Below are 17,333 nucleotides of genomic sequence, written 5' to 3'. Positions count from 1 at the left end.
CATTGACCCGGATCTCAATACGGCCGTCCGAGTAGATCAGTTGGGTGCGACGATCCTGAACAGCCTCGAATCGGAAACATCCATCGCGGAGGCGATCGAATATCGGCGCGGGCTGACAAACCATCTCGACGCAACAATCGGCTATCTGCACGGAGGCGAGGGCCACAACTTGCGGCGTAACGGCGTGACCGCGCAAGTCTGGCTCACGCGGGGATTCTTCGACGAGCTATACACGCCTGTCGAACACGCGCTTGTGCGACCTGGCCAGGCGACAACGCGGCAGGTTTGGCGCAGAGATGATTGAGCGCTCAACGAGCGCCAGAAAGATCGTGGGACTGCTGCGCTCAGGCAAACCAGTCATGCTCGCGGCGGACATGGATCACGGCATTGATAACTCTGTTTTTGTTCCATTCTTCGGCGTTCCCGCGTGCACACTCACTTCCGTTTCGCGACTTGCAAGACTGGGGCATGCGCGGGTTGTGCCCTTCGTGACCGAGGTGCTGCCGAATTACCGAGGATATAAGTTGACAGTCTTCGAACCGCTCGACGATTTCCCATCCGACAGCGACGCGAATGACGCGCGTCGCATGAATGCGTTTCTTGAGGCGCAGATTTTGAAATGTCCGGAACAGTATTACTGGGTACATCGACGCTTTAAGCATCGTCCACCGGGAGCGGTAAGGGTGTATTGAATATGTCCTTTTGCCAGCGCACGGCCGAAGCGGACGATCCGATCGCGCGGGCAATAACGTTTGCGAATGGCGGAAAGGCAATGGCCGATGACCTGCCGAGCGACTCGAAGGAATGAATGACTGCTGCACTCCAACAGCTACCGATTAGGTGGCGCCTGATCCAACGTCCGGAGTGGTCGAAAGTACACATTCGTTGAACTCGGTAGCCACCTCTCGTCGACTGGCCTCGCCAAACGGTCGGTCTGCAACAGTGAGCGGGCATATCAGCGCCGACCCACGAACGTCGGCTCAGGCCGATGACGGAGCATGCGTCTTCTACAATCGGAAGGCCGGTTACGGGCCAAAGCCGACGCCCGAACGTCCGATCGACGACGCATGTGAACGGCGGGTTGTGGCCGCTTGTTGCCTGTCATGACCGGCTGATGGCGGCGCAAATCCGACGAAAAACTCCGAAGTGAGCACGCCGCGCGGGGAGCGGCCCATCGATGTCGCCGGCGGTGGTGATGCGCGGGAAGCCATGACCCGCGAATGCGGTTTTCGACTATCCGGTAGACACATGGAAACCGCTCGCGGGGTTCGGGTGATACGACGCTTGTCCCGGACCCGCCAGCGGTTTCTACGGCCTTAAGGTGAGCTTTTTCGGGAGCAGCGCACGGTCACACAGCTTGCGCATCGATTCGTCACGCGATGCTCTCGCCGTAGCGGTTCGCTTCGGTAATGCACCTCGCCCCGCATTTTCGCGCGCAGGTTGGCACCGACAGAGTCGCCGAGCTGTACCTGTCGGTTTTCATTTGGTTGCCTCAAGCCGCTCGCGCAGCCAGTCGGTCACTGTAGCTTCCGGCGGACAGCCGTATTCGAGCAGCACGAGACGGATATCGTCAAGCACCTGTTGAACCGCGTTGTACACGTAACGCGACACGTAGTTCTCCTGATACTGTCCGAACACCGTCCCTACGTCGATGTCGATCAACGCGAGGCGCATGCGACCCAGCAGCTCGCGCTGTGAGAGCGTCAGGTTCCTGTCACGCAGGGTGCGCGTGGCGTCTTCAGCCAGCCGCTCGCGCTGCCGTGACTGCAACTGCGCGATGCCCTTCAGGGTTTCATGTTTCATGATTTGGTCCCCGTTTCATTTTTGTCGTGCCGGTCAAAGCGGGCGTGTGATTATTGGTCGCCTGTCCGATTGCGCGCTGCAATCTACGCGAGCAGTAGCGCGCCCGGTTCAGACCACGGCAAAAACTTCCGCCATGCCGTGGATCAACAATACGCATTTGGCGATGATTTTCTGTGCGCTATTACGCATTCGACGATAGCGCCGACTGCCGGGTTTGCGGGGTTTCGCGCGCGCCTTAGCCACGCGTCCGGCTGTTGTTCTGCGCTGAGGCTGGACACGATTTTTCGTGATTGGAGTTGTCACTGTTCCTGTTTCACGGGCGGACTGCGCAGCGGGCGCTTCAGCAGACCGCCTTCGAGCGCCAGTTCGCGACCGATGGTGAACACGTGGATGCCGCGCGCTGTCTTGACGGTGACAAGCTCTTCGTCGCGGCTCTCGATCACCACGACGCGCAGGCCTGTCTTCGCGAGGTCGGCGAGTACCTGCGCATACCTGCTGGCGGCATCCGTCGTGCGAACCTCCGGTGTCATTAACCGGCAAGTATGCACGCGCCGCCCGTCGCGGCTAACCGGACAGATTGCCATTTATTCGCAATCTGCTTATGCACGGCGGCGGCGAGCACGCAATGGGCGGCCCGGCACGTGGACCGCGGGCGAGTGCTGCCGCCGCGCGCCCCACGCGTGCAGGCCACTGCTCGATTGCGGTGCTACGGCTGTACGGCGTGCTCGTGCCGCGCGAGCGACTTCGCCGAGCCTTTGCTGCACTCGCGTAACGCGCGGTTGCGTTTCGTTTGGCGAAGTGGCCGCATTTCCACAACGGTGTTTCGTTTAACGAAGTTGTTCGTTTTTCCACAATTCAGCACTTCGCCGAGGCGAAGCCGACGACTTCTACCAGCCGCAAACGAAGCCACGGGTTTCCCTTGCAGACCGTTGCGGCGAGCACGCAATGCAAGGCGGTAAGAATGACGCGAGAAGCGCAAACGCCTCATCGGTTTTGAGAAGTACCGCCACGGCGCGCGCAGCGTCGCCGGAAGTATGACGGCTTTGTCACCAGGGGCGAATGTGCGAGGGCACAGATTCCAGATGCACCACTATCTTCTCCAAGCCAGGGGACCTGCTTAAGGGCTAGCGGTGTGAAGCCGCTTTCTTTGCTTACTTTCTTTGCGGCGGCAAAGAAAGTAAGTGCCTGCCCCGCACAGGGGCGAAGCTAATAGACCAATATCAAATCAAGGAAAGGCCAACGCCGTAGGCACACAGAGGAAAGGCACCGCCGCAGGCGCAGCAACCAATAGCGCCGCGCAGGCAAAAAAACCAGGCAAAGACCAACGCCGTAGGCAAATACCCAATGCCGCCGCCAAAGGCAAAAACCTTAACCCTTCACCGGCTTCCCCCCATCAGGCACCGCGGCCTGATCCCCATCGGCCGCCGCATCGCGCGTCTCCGGCATCGCTGCCCACACCAGCAGCACGGCCATCGCCCCAGCCGCCGCCAAGGCAAAAAAGCTCACAGCGTTGCCAAAATGATCGGCAATAAACCCGGCAGCCGTCGTGCTCAAGGTGGCCCCAATCCCGGCAGCCAACCCAAACAATCCAATGCAGAGGTTATACCGCCCCTTCCCGCCGGCCACATCGGCGGCAATCAACGGCAGCATCACGCCGAACACCGCGGCGCTCAACCCATCGAGCATCTGCACCGGCACGAGCAAATACGGGCTGCTGATCCCGGCAAACAACAACGCCCGTATCGGCAGCGCGGAAAACCCCAGCAACAGAATCGGCCGGCGTCCCCATCGTTCGGCAGAACGCCCGACCCAAGGAGACATCATCGCCACAATCGCCTGCGGCACGATAATGCAAGCCGCAATCACGAGTTGAACGTTATCCCCCATGCCGGCGGTCACTTCGCCGGCGGCAAGATTCAACATCGCCGCATTCGACAAGTGGAACAACACAATGCACGCCGCGAACAGCAGCATCCGCTTGTCGCGCAGCAACTCGCGGATGCTCTCGCGCCGTTCGATCTGTGCCGGGGTCGGCGCGGCGTTCGGCAACTCGATAGTGTCGGTGCGCTGGATCATCGTCAACGCGACGATGGCAGGCACGGCAAGCGCTGCAGTCAGCCAGAACACCGCGCGCGGCGAATAGTACTCACCGAATACGCCCATCATCCCGGCCGCGACCGCGCTGCCGATCGACGCCCAGCGCGCATTGCGCCCGAGCCGGTCGCCAAGATTCGCGCGGCCGACCAGCGCGAACGAGATCGCCGCGAGCGCCGGTGTCAGCATGCAACTGGCAAAGCCGTGGAATACCTCGGCGGCGATCACCGGCAGCACCGTCGGGCTCGCGGCCAGCAGCACCGCGCTGAAGATGATCGCGAAAATCGCCCAGGCAGCGGCGCCTTTCTTGTTGCGCAACGCGTCGACCGCGGCGCCGCCCGGCACCTGGCTGACCATCGCACTGATGGTGCCGACCGATAGCGCCATGCCGATCTCGCCCTGCGTCCACTTGTGCGACGCAAGGTACGACGCGATGAACGGCCCAAAGCCCGTCTGCACATTGGCGACGAAAAAATTGAGCCAATCGAGCGCGCGCAGGCTTCGCGCGGTGACCAGAGTGCGGCCGCTCATCGGGCCACCCGTGCGCTGGAAACCGCGGTGGCAGTGGCTGGCGCCGCAGTGGCCGGCGCCGCGGTGGCCGAGGCAGCAGGCACCGAGGCAGCAGGCACCGAGGCTGGCGCAGGCGCGGGCGGCGGCGCAGGCGACACCGCGCGGATCGGTTTGTCGCTGGCGTAAAGCGGCGTCGCGTTGATCTGCGCATCGCTCAGATCGATCAGCGGATGCAGCTCCTTGTCTCTGGTGACGAAGCGCAGCGCCGACCAGTTCGCGGCAATCGTGCGCCGCTCCGTGCTGACCATCCCGTTGACGTCGAGTACGACCGCCTGCGGCTGCGCGTTGGCGTCGATCAGCACGTCGATCACGCGGCCGACCTTCGCGCCGTTCGAACGCTCGACGGTGGCGTCGAGCAACGGCAATTGCACGACGTTGGACTTAACCGCGGGCGCCGGCACCGCAGCCGCGGTGAGCGTGATCGGCGCGGCTTTCGCGGTCGGCGTGAAGCGCATAGCGCTCCACGGGAAATTCACCTTGCGATCGCCGACGCCGAGGAAACCCTGCAGGTTGACCACTATCTCGCGTGGCTTGCCGGCCGCGTCCGCAAGCATATCGACCGCGCGGCCGACCACTTTGCCGTCGGATTTCTGCACCGGGGCATCGAGCAGTCCGTGCGCGTCGTTGCGCTCGATCGTGCGCAACACGATCAGCGGCGGGGGCGGTGGAGGCGGCGGCGCGGGCGCGGCGACCGGCGGTGGAGGTTCGACCTTGTGGGGTTTGACGACCGGCTTCTTCGGCTTTTTCGGCTGCTCGGGCCCGGCCGTCTCGGTCTCGGCCGGTTCCGGCTCGGAGGCGGCCACCGGCGCGCTCGCGGGTTCGACGGGCATGACCGTGGCTTCGACAATCGGCGCCTGTTGCGGACCCCACAGCAGGCTGCTGCAACCGGATAACGCGAGCACCGCGAACGCAGCAAGAATCAGAAGACGCCAGGCAGGACGCGAAAAACCGCCACTCATCAAGAAGGACTCCATGGGCCAGTGCGGACGGGCGCTGTGGAGCGCCGCAGTCAAGACACGCAGTTAAGACGGATACGGCCCAGAGTGTAACCCGCGGCGCCGGGCAGGCCGGTTTCACAGGCCATCCGAGCGGTCCGCCGTCCGTGCGGTTCGTGCCGCGCTTCGCCCCTTTGCGCCCCTTTTTGCCCTGCAAACCCGCGAAAACCGCTTCACAACTCGATGACAAACCGTAGGTGTAAACGCGCGGACCGTGCGCATGATTTGCCGTCCCTTAAACGATATAAGCGTCGCGACATGTCGAGCATGCCATTCATGCGATGGGAGACATATTTGTGTTGCCCTACATTTCGGGGCAGCAGAAGAAGATTAGATAGATAAACGCAACGAGACGAACCTGATGGCGGCCAGATCGCTGGCCGTTTCAGCACGCTGATAAAGGAGGCACTCATCATGATGGAACCCCACGCCCAACCGATTTCCGAAATCGGCGCCGAATCATTCGACGGAAAGGGCTTTCTCGACCGCTACTTCGAAATCTCCTCGCGCGGCAGTTCGCAGCGTCAGGAAATCGTCGCCGGTATTACGACCTTCCTCGCGATGGTCTATTCCGTGTTCGTCGTGCCGGGCATGTTCGGCAAAGCGGGCTTCGATACCAGCGCGGTGTTCGTCGCCGTGTGCCTGACCACCGCGTTCGGCTCGCTGCTGATGGGCGTGTGGGCGCGTCTGCCGATCGCAATCGGCTGCGCGATCTCGCTGACCGCGTTCACCGCGTTCGGCCTCGTGCTCGGCAAAGGCCTGCATCCGAACGTCGCGCTCGGCGCGGTGTTTCTGATGGGCGTCGTCTTCACCGGAATCTCGGTGACTGGCGTGCGTTCGTGGATCCTGCGCAATCTGCCGACGGGCATCGCGCACGGCACGGGCATCGGCATCGGCCTGTTCCTGCTGCTGATCGCGGCGAACGACGTCGGCCTCGTCGTCAAGAATCCGGGCGCCGGCTTGCCGGTGTCGCTCGGCAATATCACGGCGTTGCCGGCGATCATGTCGGTGGCGGGTCTGGCCGCGATCTTCGGTCTGGTGCGCCGTCGCGTGCCGGGTTCGATCCTGATCGTGATCGTCGCGATCTCCGCGATCGCATTGCTGATCGATCCGGCGGTGGCGTTCCATGGCGTGTTCGCCGTGCCGTCGCTGAGTGCGCCGGGCCATGCTTCGCTGATCGGCGCGATGGACATCAAGGGCGCGTTGTCGATGGCGGTCCTGCCTAGCGTGCTGGCCCTGGTGATGACCGCCGTGTTCGACGCGACCGGCACGATCCGCGCCGTCGCCGGACAAGCCGGCCAGCTCGACGAAAACGGCCGCATCATCAACGGTGGCCGCGCGTTGACCGCCGATTCGCTGAGCTCGATTTTCTCGGGCCTGCTCGGCGGCGCGCCGGCAGCGGCGTACATCGAATCGACGGTCGGCGTCGCAGCCGGCGCGAAGACGGGGATGGCCGCGGCGGTGGTCGGCCTGCTGTTCCTCGTGGTGATGTTCTTCTCGCCGCTGGCGGGTCTGGTGCCTTCGTATGCGACGGCGCCGGCGCTGATGTACGTGGGTCTGCTGATGCTCTCCAACGTCAGCAAGCTGCATATGGACGACATGGTCGATGCGATGTCGGGCCTGATGTGTGCGGTGTTTATCGTGCTGACCGCCAACATCGTGACGGGCATCATGCTCGGCTTCGCGACGCTGGTGATCGGCCGCGTGGTGAGCGGCGAGTATCGCAAGCTGAACGTCGGCACCGTTGTGATCGCTATCGTGCTGGTCGGCTTCTATCTCGGCGGCTGGGCGATCTGAGTGTGCCGCATGTTGCTGTAGCGCGAGAGCGGGGCGGTTTCTTCATGGCGCCTTGCTCGAACGACTAGTCGGTTGTTCTCCACCTTGACGCGGCGTGTTGCGGAGTTTTATCCGCGATGCGCCGCGTATCTTTTTTACCCGTTCCCCTTCGAATCCTCTCGCTGCGTCGTTGAATGCGCCGACGCGCGCAGTTGTCCGTGCGTCATGCGCCTTTGCGTCCCGCTTCGTAAAACAGCGCGAACAGCTCCGATTGCGAATTGACGTTGAGCTTCGTATAGATGTGTTTCTTGTGAGCGCGCACCGTCTCGAACGAGATCGTCAGTTTTTCCGCAATCGCGCGTGTCGAAAATCCGCTCAAGGTCAGCATCGCCACTTCCACCTCGCGGGCGGTGAGCGCCGCGCGGCCGCTTGCCGACGACACCTGCTCGAAGCGCGCGGCATAGGTGGGCACATCGACGCGCGCGAGCGTTTCTGTTTCCGTCACCGTCACGCCCGGGGTCGTCGCCGACGCGTCGAACACCTCATACGGCAAGCGTTGCCGCATCAGCGCGATCACCCACGGCGCACATAGCGCGAGCACCGCGAGATCGCGCTCGCCATAGCGTTGCGTCGCGCCCAACGAGAACGCCAGCGTATGCCGTGCGTCGATCATGTAGTTGAAGTGCACTTCGTCGCCGACAATGTTCTTCTTGAAGTAGCGCTGGTAATAGTCGGTCATCGAGAAGTTGTCGGGCGCGACGTCGGCGAGCGTGACGAAGCCCGACGCGGGCTTTTCGGTGGCGGCGATATAGAACGGATCGAGTTGATAAAGCGCGGCCAGATAGTCCTGGAACATCGCGTCCACGGTGCCGTCGGGCGTCGGCGATTCGGCGCACACGAGCGGCGAGGCGCCTCGCGTGAAGCACAGCGACACCCAGTTGTCGAAGGCGACATAGCGTTCGAGCGCGCGCGTGAGGCGGGTCCAGAATTGAGCGCTATCGAGTGCTTCGATGACCGCGCCGATCTCCCGATGAAAAGCCAGATCGCGCCATTCGAGTTCCATGCGTGCTCCGTTGAGGGTAACCCAGCCGGGTAATTACGAACAATAATATGTCTGGTAATAATAGGTTCAACCTGATCGCAGGCGGCTGACAGCAGCCGCCATTTAACGCGAAGCGGACCGGCAAGGACAGGAGACAAAATTGATTCAAATCGAACTCGCGCAAATTTCGCTGGTGGACAGCGGCGTTGCGGCGAACCTGCAGCGCGTGCTCGGCACCATCGCACAACGCACGGCCGGCACGGAGCTGATCGTATTTCCCGAGGCGACATTGTCGGGTTTTCCGACGCGGCACAACATCGCTGAAATCGCCGAATCGATCGACGGGCCGTCGCTGACCAGGGTGCGTCATGCCGCGCGCGACGCGGGTGTCGCGGTCGCGGTAGGTCTCGCCGAGCGCGACGGCAGCCGCTTTTTCAACACCACGGTGCTGGTCGACGAGCGCGGCGAGATTGCGCTGCGTTATCGCAAGACGCATCTGTGGGCGTCGGACGTCGGCGTGTTCGAACCGGGCGACCGTTACGAAGTGTGCAGCTTCAAGGGCATGACCGTCGGTATGCTGATCTGCTACGACATCGAGTTTCCCGAAACGGCGCGCGCGGTTGCATCGCTCGGCGCGGATCTGCTGATCGTGACCAACGGCAATATGGCTCCGTTCGGACCGGTGCACCGGCGTGCGATTGTCGCGCGGGCCATGGAGAACCAGATGTTCGCCGCACTCGTCAATCGCACCGGTTCAGGCGATGACAACCTCACGTTCCCCGGCGAATCGGCCTTGATCGATCCGTTCGGCGAGGTGGTGTGCGATGCGGGCGCCGGCGAGAAAGTGCTGTGCGCAACGCTCGATCCGGCGCGTCTCGAAGGCGCGCGTGAACACTACCGTTATCTGCACGACACGCGCATTGCGCTCGACCTCGCAACCGTCGAAGGCGAGCGTGGACAACGTGTGCGTGTGATCCGCGCACGTTAAGGCGCGCATCGAACCAACACCCTCCGCGCGCAACACGCGCATCCAGCAAGTCTGATTGACACAGCTCGACCGGGTGGCGCATGCGACGCCGCCCGCGGCGACGCTCGCCCATTCGCCTCAGGAGACACCGCATGACCTCTTCATCCACCGCCGAACGCACGAGCACACAGGCCGCGCATCTGAAGCGCACGCTCGGCTTGCCTTCCGTATTGCTGTTCGGACTTGCCTATATGGCGCCGCTGATCGTCTACGGCACCTATGGCGTGCTCGCGAGCGCCAGCAACGACACCGCCGCGCTCGCGTATCTGATCGCATTGATCGCGATCGTGTTCACCGCGCTCAGTTACGGCAAGCTCGCGCGGTTGTTTCCCGTAGCCGGCTCGGCGTATACGTACACGCGCAAAACCTTCAATCCGCATCTGGGCTTCATGATCGGCTGGGCTACCTTGCTCGATTACTTCTTCCTGCCGATGGTGATCTGGCTGATCGGTGCCGCGTACCTGAGCGCCGCGTTTCCGCACATTCCGGGCTGGATCTGGATCGTCGCGTTTATCGTGTCGACAAGCGCGCTGAACATTCTCGGCATCGAGCTCGCGAACCGCTTCAACATCGTGCTGATGGTGGTGCAACTGGCGATCGTCGCCTTGTTCGTCGTGCTGTGCTGCCACTATGTGACGGCGGCCGCCGGCCCCGGCGGTCTGATTTCGGCCGAGCCGTTCTTCAAGCCGCACGTGCCGTTCTCGGCGACGATGGCCGGCGCCGCGATTGCCGCCTATTCGTATCTCGGCTTCGACGCGGTCTCGACGCTGACCGAAGAAACCATCGCGCCTGAGAAGACGATGCCGCGCGCGATCGTGTTGATCGCGCTGATCGGCGGCGCGATCTTCGTGATCGCCGCGTACACGGTGCAACTCGCGCATCCGGGCGCGGTGTTCAAGGATCCCGATTCGGCCGCTTTCGAAGTCGCGCGCAAAGTGGGCGGCGATATCTTCGTGACGGTGTTTCTGGCGGGCTTGATCCTCGCGCAATTTGCTTCCGGCATCTCGGCGCAGGCAAGCGTGGGGCGTCTGCTGTACGCGATGGGGCGCGACGAAGTGCTGCCCAGGCGCATCTTCGGTTTCGTGCATCCGAAGTTCAAGACGCCGGCATTGAACATCGCGATTGCCGGCGCAATCGGTCTGGTCGCATTGAAGCTCGATGTGGCGACATCGACCTCGTTCATCAACTTCGGTGCATTCCTCGCGTTCACTGCGGTCAATCTGTGCGTGATCCGCCAGTTCTTCAACGCGAAGGGCGGCGCGAATGCAATGGGCGTGATCGGCGGCCTACTGTTTCCGTTGGCCGGGGCAATTGCCGATGTGTGGCTGCTGGTGAGCCTGGAGAAGACCGCGCTGGTGCTCGGGGCGGTGTGGTTCGCGGCGGGGCTGTGCTATCTCGGCTGGATCACGCGCGGTTTCCGCCGCGCGCCGCCGGAAGTCGCGGTTTGACGGGCGCGCTGCAAGCCGGGACGCATGACGCTGCACGGCCCAGCGTCATACTCACAGCGCCATGTCGAACGCGGGCTTGAGGAAGACTTCGATCGCCATCACGGCGAGCCCCATCGCGGCTGCCGCCAGTGTCAGCGTGCCGTATTCGTCGTAGCGCGCATCGTACAGGCACGCCACGACGAAAAGAATCGCCAGCAGGTTGGTCAGCCATTCGAAGTTCAGCGCCAAAGTCATCGATCAAATCCGGGCTCACGCGCGACCCGGATTGTCGAATCGCACCATTAATTGGGCGCGATTCTATCGAGTTGAGCTTACGGATTCGCAACGGCGACGCTTACACGTATTACGCCCTGGAGGGAGGCCCCCTTGGGTCACATCATGTCGTGCTCGATCCAGTCGATCACGGACGTGCGCTTCGGTTGCCAGCCCAGCAGTTTGCGCGCGCGCTCACCACGCACCCGGCTGTTCGAACCGAGTCCGTACGACGCCATTTCATACCCCCATTCTTTCCGCGCTTCTTCAAGCGGCCAGTCTTGCGGCGCGCCCAGCTTCAGCGCGCGGGCGATCGCGGCGCTCATGTCGCGGAACGACGCCTCGCCGCTTTCGACGAAGTAGAACGTGCCCGCCGGCGTCTTCTCCAACGCGAGGCGATAGAGCTCGGCGACGTCGTCGATATACACGTTCGACCAGATGTTGCCGCCGCTGCCCACGTGCCGCACGACGCCGCTCTTCTGCGCCTGGCGCACGAGTCGCGGCAACTGCACGCTGGCGCTGCCGGCCACCGCCCCGTGCCCATAGATCAGCGTGTTGCACAGCACGGCCGAGCGGACGTTCTGTTGCGCCGCGTTGAGTACCAACTGATCGATCGCGACGCGTGCCGCTTTATCCGCGGTCGGCTCGGGCAGGGCGTCTTCGTGATAGATGCGCGCTTCGCCCGCTTCGCCGCCCGACGCATCGCCGACGATGCTCGAGCCGCTCGTATGCAGAAACGGCTTGCCGGAGCCGGCAAGGCCCTCGATCAGCGCTTTGACGGCGCCTTCGTGGTCGCTGCTCGCGGCATTGATGACGGCGTCCGCCGCGCGCGCTTCGCCGATCAGCAGTGCGCGGTCGTCGAGCGTGCCGATTACCGGTTCGATGCCGAGGCGTTGCAGTTCGGCGGCGTGTTCGGGCCTGCGGATCAAACCGCGCACGTGATGGCCGGCGCGCACCAGATGAGCCGCGATGGACCCGCCGATAAAGCCGCTTGCACCTGTGATGAAAATCTTCAAGACGTTCTCCTGCGAGTGGAAACACGATGACAGGAGCGCAGTATCGACCATCTTGATTCTCGCAAAAAGCGTGTTAGTCTCAAATCACTCTTGATTTGAAATCAACAATGAAAATTTCGACAGACGAGCTATTGGTGTTTGTGACGGTGATCGACAGCGGCTCGATTACCGCGGCTGCGGAGAAGTTGCAGCAGACGGTGTCCGGCGTGAGCCGCGCGCTGACGCGCCTCGAAAAGAAACTCGACACGGCGCTGGTGCGGCGTACGACGCGCCGTTTGCAGTTGACCGAAGAGGGCGAAGCCTTCCTGCAGCGCGCCCGGGCCATTATCGAGGCGATGGAAGAGGCTGAGGAGTCCGTCACACGCGGGCGCGAGCGTCCGTCGGGACGTTTGCGCGTGGACGCGGCGTCGCCGTTCATGCTCCATTGCATTGCGCCGTATATGAAGGCGTTTTCGGCGCTGTATCCGGAGATCCGTCTGGAGCTGACCAGCAACGAGCGGATTGTCGATCTGCTCGAACAGAAGGTGGATATCGCGATCCGGATCGGCGCATTGCAGGATTCGACCTTGCATGCGCGAGCCTTGGGCAGCAGCAAGCTGAGGGTGGTCGCGAGCCCGGCGTATCTGGCCGAATATGGCGAACCGCGCTCGGTGGAGGCGTTGCGCTCGCATCGGCTGATCGGCTTCACCGCGCCGGAGCATCTGAACCGCTGGCCGTTGCGGGAGGACGGAAAGGGCCGGGCCGGGTCGCTGAAGATCGAGCCGTCGATCAGCGCGTCGAGCGGCGAAACGCTGCGGCAGTTGGCCTTGTCGGGTTGGGGCATTGCGTGCCTGGCCGAGTTCATGACCGCCGCCGACGTACGCGAAGAACGGCTGTTGCCGATTCTCGACAGCGTGCTGGTGGACGAGCGCCAGCCGGTGAGCGCGGTGTATTACCAGAGCGCGTCGCTGGCGGGGCGGGTGCAGTGTTTTCTGGACTTCATGGCGGCGCGGGTGAGGCTTTAGCAGGCCGCGCCAGGCGCGCGAAATCTTCTTGTCCGCTTCGTGTTGCACAACGCGCAATTTTGTCCGCTTGCCGCCGGATATTTTGAACGGTAACGTGTATAGACAAGTTGACGGCCGTGACGATCGCGCGCCGTGCCGTGTGCCCCCGCTGCGCGAGGTCCCGACGTCATCGATACTCATCGATGCATGTAAGCGAAATACATACCACGCAAGCATCCCGCCCTAATGGAAACCCCTAGGCCGAAACCTGCAAAAACAAGTTGTATATACAAGGCGGCGACGCTAGACTTCCCTGAACTTGTATAGACAGGACACGAAACCATGATCACTCTGAAGCCCGGCTACCTGACCCTCCCGCAACTGCGCCGGATCGCACGCGAACACGTCGCGCTGCAACTCGATCCCGCTAGCCATGCCGCTATCGACGCCTGCGCCAAAGCCGTTGCCGACATCGCCGCGAAGGGCGAGCCGGCGTATGGCATCAACACGGGTTTCGGGCGCCTCGCCAGCACGCACATTCCGCACGACCAGCTCGAACTGCTGCAACGCAATCTGGTGCTGTCGCACGCGGTCGGCGTAGGTGAGCCGATGTCGCGTCCGGTCGTGCGTCTGTTGATCGCGCTGAAGCTGTCGAGCCTCGGCCGTGGTCACTCGGGCATCCGTCGCGAAGTGATGGAAGCGCTGATTACGCTGTACAACGCCGACGTGCTGCCGGTGATTCCGGTCAAGGGTTCGGTCGGCGCATCGGGCGACCTCGCGCCGCTCGCGCATATGTCGGCGGCATTGCTCGGTGTCGGCGAAGTGTTCGCGAAGGGCGAGCGCATGCCGGCAACCGCGGGCCTCGCCCTCGTCGGCCTGAAGCCGCTCACCTTGCAGGCGAAAGAAGGTCTCGCGCTGCTGAACGGCACCCAGGCATCGACCGCGCTCGCGCTATACAACATGTTCGCCATCGAAGACCTGTACCGCACCGCGCTGGTCGCGGGCGCGTTGTCGGTGGACGCAGCAGCGGGTTCGGTCAAACCGTTCGACGCGCGCATCCACGAATTGCGCGGCCATCAAGGTCAGATCGAAGCGGCAAGCGCCTACCGTTCGCTGCTGCAAGGTTCCGGGATCAACGTTTCGCACGCCGATTGCGACAAGGTGCAGGACCCGTACAGCCTGCGCTGCCAGCCGCAAGTCATGGGCGCGTGTCTGGACCAGATGCGCCACGCAGCCGACGTGCTGCTGATCGAAGCGAACGCCGTCTCCGACAATCCGCTGATTTTCCCGGACACCGGCGAAGTGCTGTCGGGCGGCAACTTCCACGCTGAACCGGTCGCGTTCGCCGCCGACAATCTCGCGCTCGCCGCCGCTGAAATCGGCGCGCTGGCCGAACGCCGCATCGCGTTGCTGATCGACGCGACGCTGTCGGGTCTGCCGCCGTTCCTCGTGCGCGACGGCGGTGTGAATTCGGGCTTCATGATCGCTCACGTGACGGCCGCCGCGCTCGCGTCGGAGAACAAGACGCTCGCGCATCCGGCATCGGTCGATTCGCTGCCCACTTCGGCGAACCAGGAAGATCACGTGTCGATGGCGACCTTCGCCGCGCGCAAGCTCGGCGACATCGCCGAGAACACCGCGAACATTCTGTCGATCGAGTTGCTCGCCGCCGCGCAAGGCGTCGATCTGCGCGCGCCGCACCAGACCAGCCCGAGCCTGCAGAAGGTAATGGACACGGTGCGCAAGGATGTCGCGCATTACGAACTCGATCACTACTTCGCGCCGGATATCGCGGCTGTCACGCGCCTCGTGCAATCCGGCACGATCGCCGAACACAGCCCGTTCTCGTTCGCGTCCGAACAGTAAGCAGAAGCAGACAGTCAGGCAGAGCAAGCCAATGAACGCACCGGCCTATCAGGGCATCAAGGACTTCATCCTCGCCCGCATCCATGCGGGCGAATGGGCTGAAGGCGACCAGGTGCCGTCCGAAAACGAGCTGGCGCGCGAATTCAACGTCGCGCGCATGACGGTCAACCGCGCATTGCGCGAGTTGACCTCGGAGCAGGTCCTCACGCGTGTGCAGGGTTCGGGCACTTTCGTGGCCCGTCCCAAGTACGAATCGACGCTGGTGGCGATCCGCAGCATTTCCGACGAAATCGTCGCGCGCGGTCATCGTTATCAGGCGAACGTGCTGCACATCGGCGCGAGCATCGCCGACGAAGCGCTTGCCGAGGAAATGCAGGTGAGCGCGGGCAGCCCGGTGTTTCATTCGCGCGTGCTGCATTTCGAAAACGACGAGCCGGTGCAACTCGAAGAGCGCTGGGTCAATCCGGCGGTCGCGCCCGAGTATGCGCTGCAGGACTTCTCCAACACGACGCCGAACCAGTATCTGGTGCGCGTCGCGCCGCTGCAGCGCGTCGAATACCGCATCGAAGCGCTGGCCGCGGACGCCGACACGCGCCAGTTGCTGACCATGGACGAGTTCGAACCTTGCCTCGTGCTGCATCGGCGCACATGGTCGCAAAGCCAGGTCGCATCGGTCGCCAATCTCTGGCATCCCGGCAGCCGTTATCGCTTCACCGGACATTTCTGATTCGCCATTTTCCGAACATCGCCAAACATTCCGAGGGCCACCATGAATAACCCGAAACATATCGATCCGCGTCTGGACCCAACCCGCACGATCCGCGCGCCGCGCGGTGCGGAAAAGACCTGCAAGACCTGGATCGCGGAAGCCGCGTACCGGATGATCCAGAACAATCTGGATCCGGAAGTCGCCGAGCATCCGCATGCGCTGGTCGTGTACGGCGGCATCGGCCGTGCCGCGCGCAACTGGGACTGCTTCGATCAGATCCTGACTTCGCTGAAGGACCTGAACGAAGACGAGACGCTGCTGATTCAATCGGGTAAGCCGGTCGGCGTGTTCCGCACTCATGCGGACGCACCGCGCGTGCTGCTGGCGAATTCGAATCTGGTGCCGCATTGGGCGACGTGGGAACACTTCCACGAACTCGATCGCAAGGGTTTGATGATGTACGGCCAGATGACCGCCGGCAGCTGGATTTACATCGGCAGCCAGGGCATCGTGCAGGGCACCTACGAGACGTTCTTCTCGGTGGCGAATCAGCATTTCAACGGCGACCCGTCGGGCCGCTGGATTCTGACGGGCGGGCTGGGCGGCATGGGCGGCGCGCAGCCGCTCGCGGCGACGATGGCGGGCTTCTCGATGATCGCCGTCGAATGCGACGAGACGCGCATCGACTTCCGTCTGAAGACGCGTTACGTCGACAGGAAAGCGGCGACGCTCGACGAAGCGCTCGCGATGCTCGAAGAAGCGAAGAAGGCGGGCAAGCCGGTTTCGATCGGCCTGCTCGGCAATGCAGCGGATGTGTTCGCTGAATGCGTGGCGCGCGGCATCACGCCGGATTGCGTGACCGACCAGACGAGCGCGCACGATCCGATCCACGGCTATCTGCCGCAAGGCTGGAATGTCGAAGACTGGCGCGAGCGTCAGAAGACGGTGCCGGACAGCATCGTGCTGCCCGCCAAGCAGTCGATGGCCAAGCAGGTGCAGGCGATGCTGACGTTGCAGGAACGCGGCGCGGCCACGCTCGATTACGGCAACAACATCCGTCAGATGGCGCTGGAAATGGGCGTCGAAAACGCGTTCGATTTTCCGGGCTTCGTGCCGGCGTATATCCGCCCGTTGTTTTGCGAAGGCAAGGGCCCGTTCCGCTGGGTCGCGCTGTCGGGCGATCCGGAAGACATCTACAAGACCGATGCGAAGGTCAAGGAACTGATCCCCGACGATCCGCATCTGCACAACTGGCTCGACATGGCGCGCGAACGTATCGCGTTCCAGGGCTTGCCGGCGCGGATTTGCTGGGTCGGCGTGAAGGATCGTTATCGTCTGGGCCAGGCGTTCAACGAAATGGTCAGGAACGGTGAATTGAAGGCGCCGATCGTGATCGGTCGCGATCACCTCGACACCGGTTCGGTGGCGAGCCCGAATCGCGAAACCGAATCGATGAAGGACGGCTCGGATGCGGTCAGCGACTGGCCGTTGCTCAACGCCCTGCTGAACACGGCAGGCGGCGCATCGTGGGTCTCGCTGCATCATGGCGGCGGCGTCGGCATGGGCTTCAGCCAACACTCGGGTGTGGTGATCGTTGCCGACGGCACCGATGCAGCGAAACAGCGCCTCGGCCGCGTGCTGTTCAACGATCCGGCCACCGGCGTGATGCGTCACGCGGATGCGGGCTATGAACTCGCGCAGGAAACGGCGCGCGAGGCGGGCCTGAATCTGCCGATGCTGGGCCGTTGATCG

The 17,333-nt window shown here is 63.1% G+C and carries 15 protein-coding genes and 1 pseudogene; 9 read left to right on the top strand and 7 right to left on the bottom strand.

What is annotated here, in order from left to right; genetic code table 11:
* The first annotated feature begins 40 nt into the window (after positions 1–40).
* Both SB772_RS26955 and SB772_RS26950 read left to right on the top strand, forming a co-directional pair.
* Positions 41–304 carry a hypothetical protein gene (locus tag SB772_RS26955; protein ID WP_410836227.1) on the top strand — a complete coding sequence of 88 codons (264 nt, stop codon included), beginning with the start codon at positions 41–43 and terminating at the stop codon, positions 302–304.
* Positions 228–692: pseudogene (locus SB772_RS26950) on the top strand (lipid A biosynthesis lauroyl acyltransferase); the annotation flags it as partial. The gene SB772_RS26955 and the pseudogene SB772_RS26950, both read left to right, overlap by 77 nt.
* Before the next feature lie 787 nt (positions 693–1,479).
* On the opposite strand, the gene SB772_RS26945 reads toward SB772_RS26950, so the two are convergent.
* The 4 genes from SB772_RS26945 to SB772_RS26930 form a co-directional block, all read right to left on the bottom strand.
* Positions 1,480–1,803 (bottom strand): hypothetical protein, encoded by a 324-nt coding sequence (locus SB772_RS26945; RefSeq protein WP_410836226.1) that lies wholly within the window; start codon positions 1,801–1,803, stop codon positions 1,480–1,482.
* A 299-nt stretch (positions 1,804–2,102) separates the two neighbouring features.
* Positions 2,103–2,387 (bottom strand): hypothetical protein, encoded by a 285-nt coding sequence (locus SB772_RS26940; RefSeq protein WP_410836225.1) that lies wholly within the window; start codon positions 2,385–2,387, stop codon positions 2,103–2,105.
* Between the two features lie 784 nt (positions 2,388–3,171).
* The gene (locus SB772_RS26935; protein WP_410836224.1) at positions 3,172–4,428 is read right to left on the bottom strand and encodes an MFS transporter; all 1,257 of its coding nucleotides are present in this window, start codon (positions 4,426–4,428) and stop codon (positions 3,172–3,174) included.
* On the bottom strand, positions 4,425–5,426 hold the full coding sequence (locus SB772_RS26930) for a PRC-barrel domain-containing protein (RefSeq protein ID WP_410836223.1): 1,002 nt from the start codon (positions 5,424–5,426) through the stop codon (positions 4,425–4,427). Before SB772_RS26930 ends, SB772_RS26935 begins: the two co-directional genes overlap by 4 nt.
* Positions 5,427–5,876: 450 nt before the next feature.
* Here SB772_RS26930 and SB772_RS26925 point away from each other — a divergent pair, with 450 nt between their 5' ends.
* Positions 5,877–7,259, top strand: coding sequence for an NCS2 family permease (locus SB772_RS26925; protein ID WP_410836222.1), 1,383 nt, complete (start codon positions 5,877–5,879; stop codon positions 7,257–7,259).
* 202 nt (positions 7,260–7,461) lie between these two features.
* Here SB772_RS26925 and SB772_RS26920 read toward each other — a convergent pair whose 3' ends face one another.
* Positions 7,462–8,301: a response regulator transcription factor gene (locus tag SB772_RS26920; protein WP_410836221.1), complete on the bottom strand. Its 840-nt coding sequence runs from the start codon at positions 8,299–8,301 to the stop codon at positions 7,462–7,464.
* Positions 8,302–8,443: 142 nt separating this feature from the next.
* On the opposite strand from SB772_RS26920, the gene SB772_RS26915 reads away from it, so the two are divergent.
* Together SB772_RS26915 and SB772_RS26910 are read left to right on the top strand one after the other, a co-directional pair.
* Complete coding sequence (locus SB772_RS26915; protein WP_410836331.1) at positions 8,444–9,268, top strand: carbon-nitrogen hydrolase family protein; 825 nt, start codon at positions 8,444–8,446, stop codon at positions 9,266–9,268.
* 131 nt (positions 9,269–9,399) lie between these two features.
* Entirely contained in the window at positions 9,400–10,755 is a 1,356-nt protein-coding gene (locus tag SB772_RS26910) for an APC family permease (protein WP_410836220.1), read from the top strand.
* A gap of 51 nt (positions 10,756–10,806) precedes the next feature.
* Here SB772_RS26910 and SB772_RS26905 read toward each other — a convergent pair whose 3' ends face one another.
* Positions 10,807–10,989 (bottom strand): hypothetical protein, encoded by a 183-nt coding sequence (locus tag SB772_RS26905; protein WP_410836219.1) that lies wholly within the window; start codon positions 10,987–10,989, stop codon positions 10,807–10,809.
* A 137-nt stretch (positions 10,990–11,126) separates the two neighbouring features.
* Positions 11,127–12,023 carry an NAD-dependent epimerase/dehydratase family protein gene (locus tag SB772_RS26900; RefSeq protein ID WP_410836218.1) on the bottom strand — a complete coding sequence of 299 codons (897 nt, stop codon included), beginning with the start codon at positions 12,021–12,023 and terminating at the stop codon, positions 11,127–11,129.
* Between the two features lie 107 nt (positions 12,024–12,130).
* Here SB772_RS26900 and SB772_RS26895 point away from each other — a divergent pair, with 107 nt between their 5' ends.
* The 4 genes from SB772_RS26895 (at position 12,131) to hutU (ending at position 17,330) form a co-directional block, all read left to right on the top strand.
* Positions 12,131–13,027 carry a LysR substrate-binding domain-containing protein gene (locus SB772_RS26895; protein WP_410836217.1) on the top strand — a complete coding sequence of 299 codons (897 nt, stop codon included), beginning with the start codon at positions 12,131–12,133 and terminating at the stop codon, positions 13,025–13,027.
* Positions 13,028–13,348: 321 nt separating this feature from the next.
* A complete protein-coding gene (hutH, locus tag SB772_RS26890) occupies positions 13,349–14,872 on the top strand; it encodes a histidine ammonia-lyase (protein WP_410836216.1) in 1,524 nt (507 codons plus the stop codon).
* Between the two features lie 31 nt (positions 14,873–14,903).
* On the top strand, positions 14,904–15,599 hold the full coding sequence (gene hutC / locus SB772_RS26885) for a histidine utilization repressor (RefSeq protein WP_410836215.1): 696 nt from the start codon (positions 14,904–14,906) through the stop codon (positions 15,597–15,599).
* Positions 15,600–15,641: 42 nt separating this feature from the next.
* Positions 15,642–17,330, top strand: coding sequence for a urocanate hydratase (gene hutU, locus SB772_RS26880; protein WP_410836214.1), 1,689 nt, complete (start codon positions 15,642–15,644; stop codon positions 17,328–17,330).
* The last annotated feature ends 3 nt before the right edge of the window (positions 17,331–17,333 follow it).

The organism is Paraburkholderia sp. SIMBA_030 (assembly GCF_046535245.1).
GTDB lineage: Bacteria > Pseudomonadota > Gammaproteobacteria > Burkholderiales > Burkholderiaceae > Paraburkholderia.
The sequence above is the reverse complement of the archived record's forward strand: the minus strand, read 5'-3'. Positions and strand labels throughout refer to the sequence as shown.

Coding starts and splice junctions, on each gene's coding strand:
- SB772_RS26945 (WP_410836226.1), bottom strand. CDS start 1,803: ATGAAACATGAAACCCTGAAGGGCATCGCGCAGTTGCAGTCACGGCAG.
- SB772_RS26940 (WP_410836225.1), bottom strand. CDS start 2,387: ATGGCAATCTGTCCGGTTAGCCGCGACGGGCGGCGCGTGCATACTTGC.
- SB772_RS26935 (WP_410836224.1), bottom strand. CDS start 4,428: ATGAGCGGCCGCACTCTGGTCACCGCGCGAAGCCTGCGCGCGCTCGAT.
- SB772_RS26930 (WP_410836223.1), bottom strand. CDS start 5,426: ATGAGTGGCGGTTTTTCGCGTCCTGCCTGGCGTCTTCTGATTCTTGCT.
- SB772_RS26925 (WP_410836222.1), top strand. CDS start 5,877: ATGATGGAACCCCACGCCCAACCGATTTCCGAAATCGGCGCCGAATCA.
- SB772_RS26920 (WP_410836221.1), bottom strand. CDS start 8,301: ATGGAACTCGAATGGCGCGATCTGGCTTTTCATCGGGAGATCGGCGCG.
- SB772_RS26910 (WP_410836220.1), top strand. CDS start 9,400: ATGACCTCTTCATCCACCGCCGAACGCACGAGCACACAGGCCGCGCAT.
- SB772_RS26905 (WP_410836219.1), bottom strand. CDS start 10,989: ATGACTTTGGCGCTGAACTTCGAATGGCTGACCAACCTGCTGGCGATT.
- SB772_RS26895 (WP_410836217.1), top strand. CDS start 12,131: ATGAAAATTTCGACAGACGAGCTATTGGTGTTTGTGACGGTGATCGAC.
- hutH (WP_410836216.1), top strand. CDS start 13,349: ATGATCACTCTGAAGCCCGGCTACCTGACCCTCCCGCAACTGCGCCGG.
- hutC (WP_410836215.1), top strand. CDS start 14,904: ATGAACGCACCGGCCTATCAGGGCATCAAGGACTTCATCCTCGCCCGC.
- hutU (WP_410836214.1), top strand. CDS start 15,642: ATGAATAACCCGAAACATATCGATCCGCGTCTGGACCCAACCCGCACG.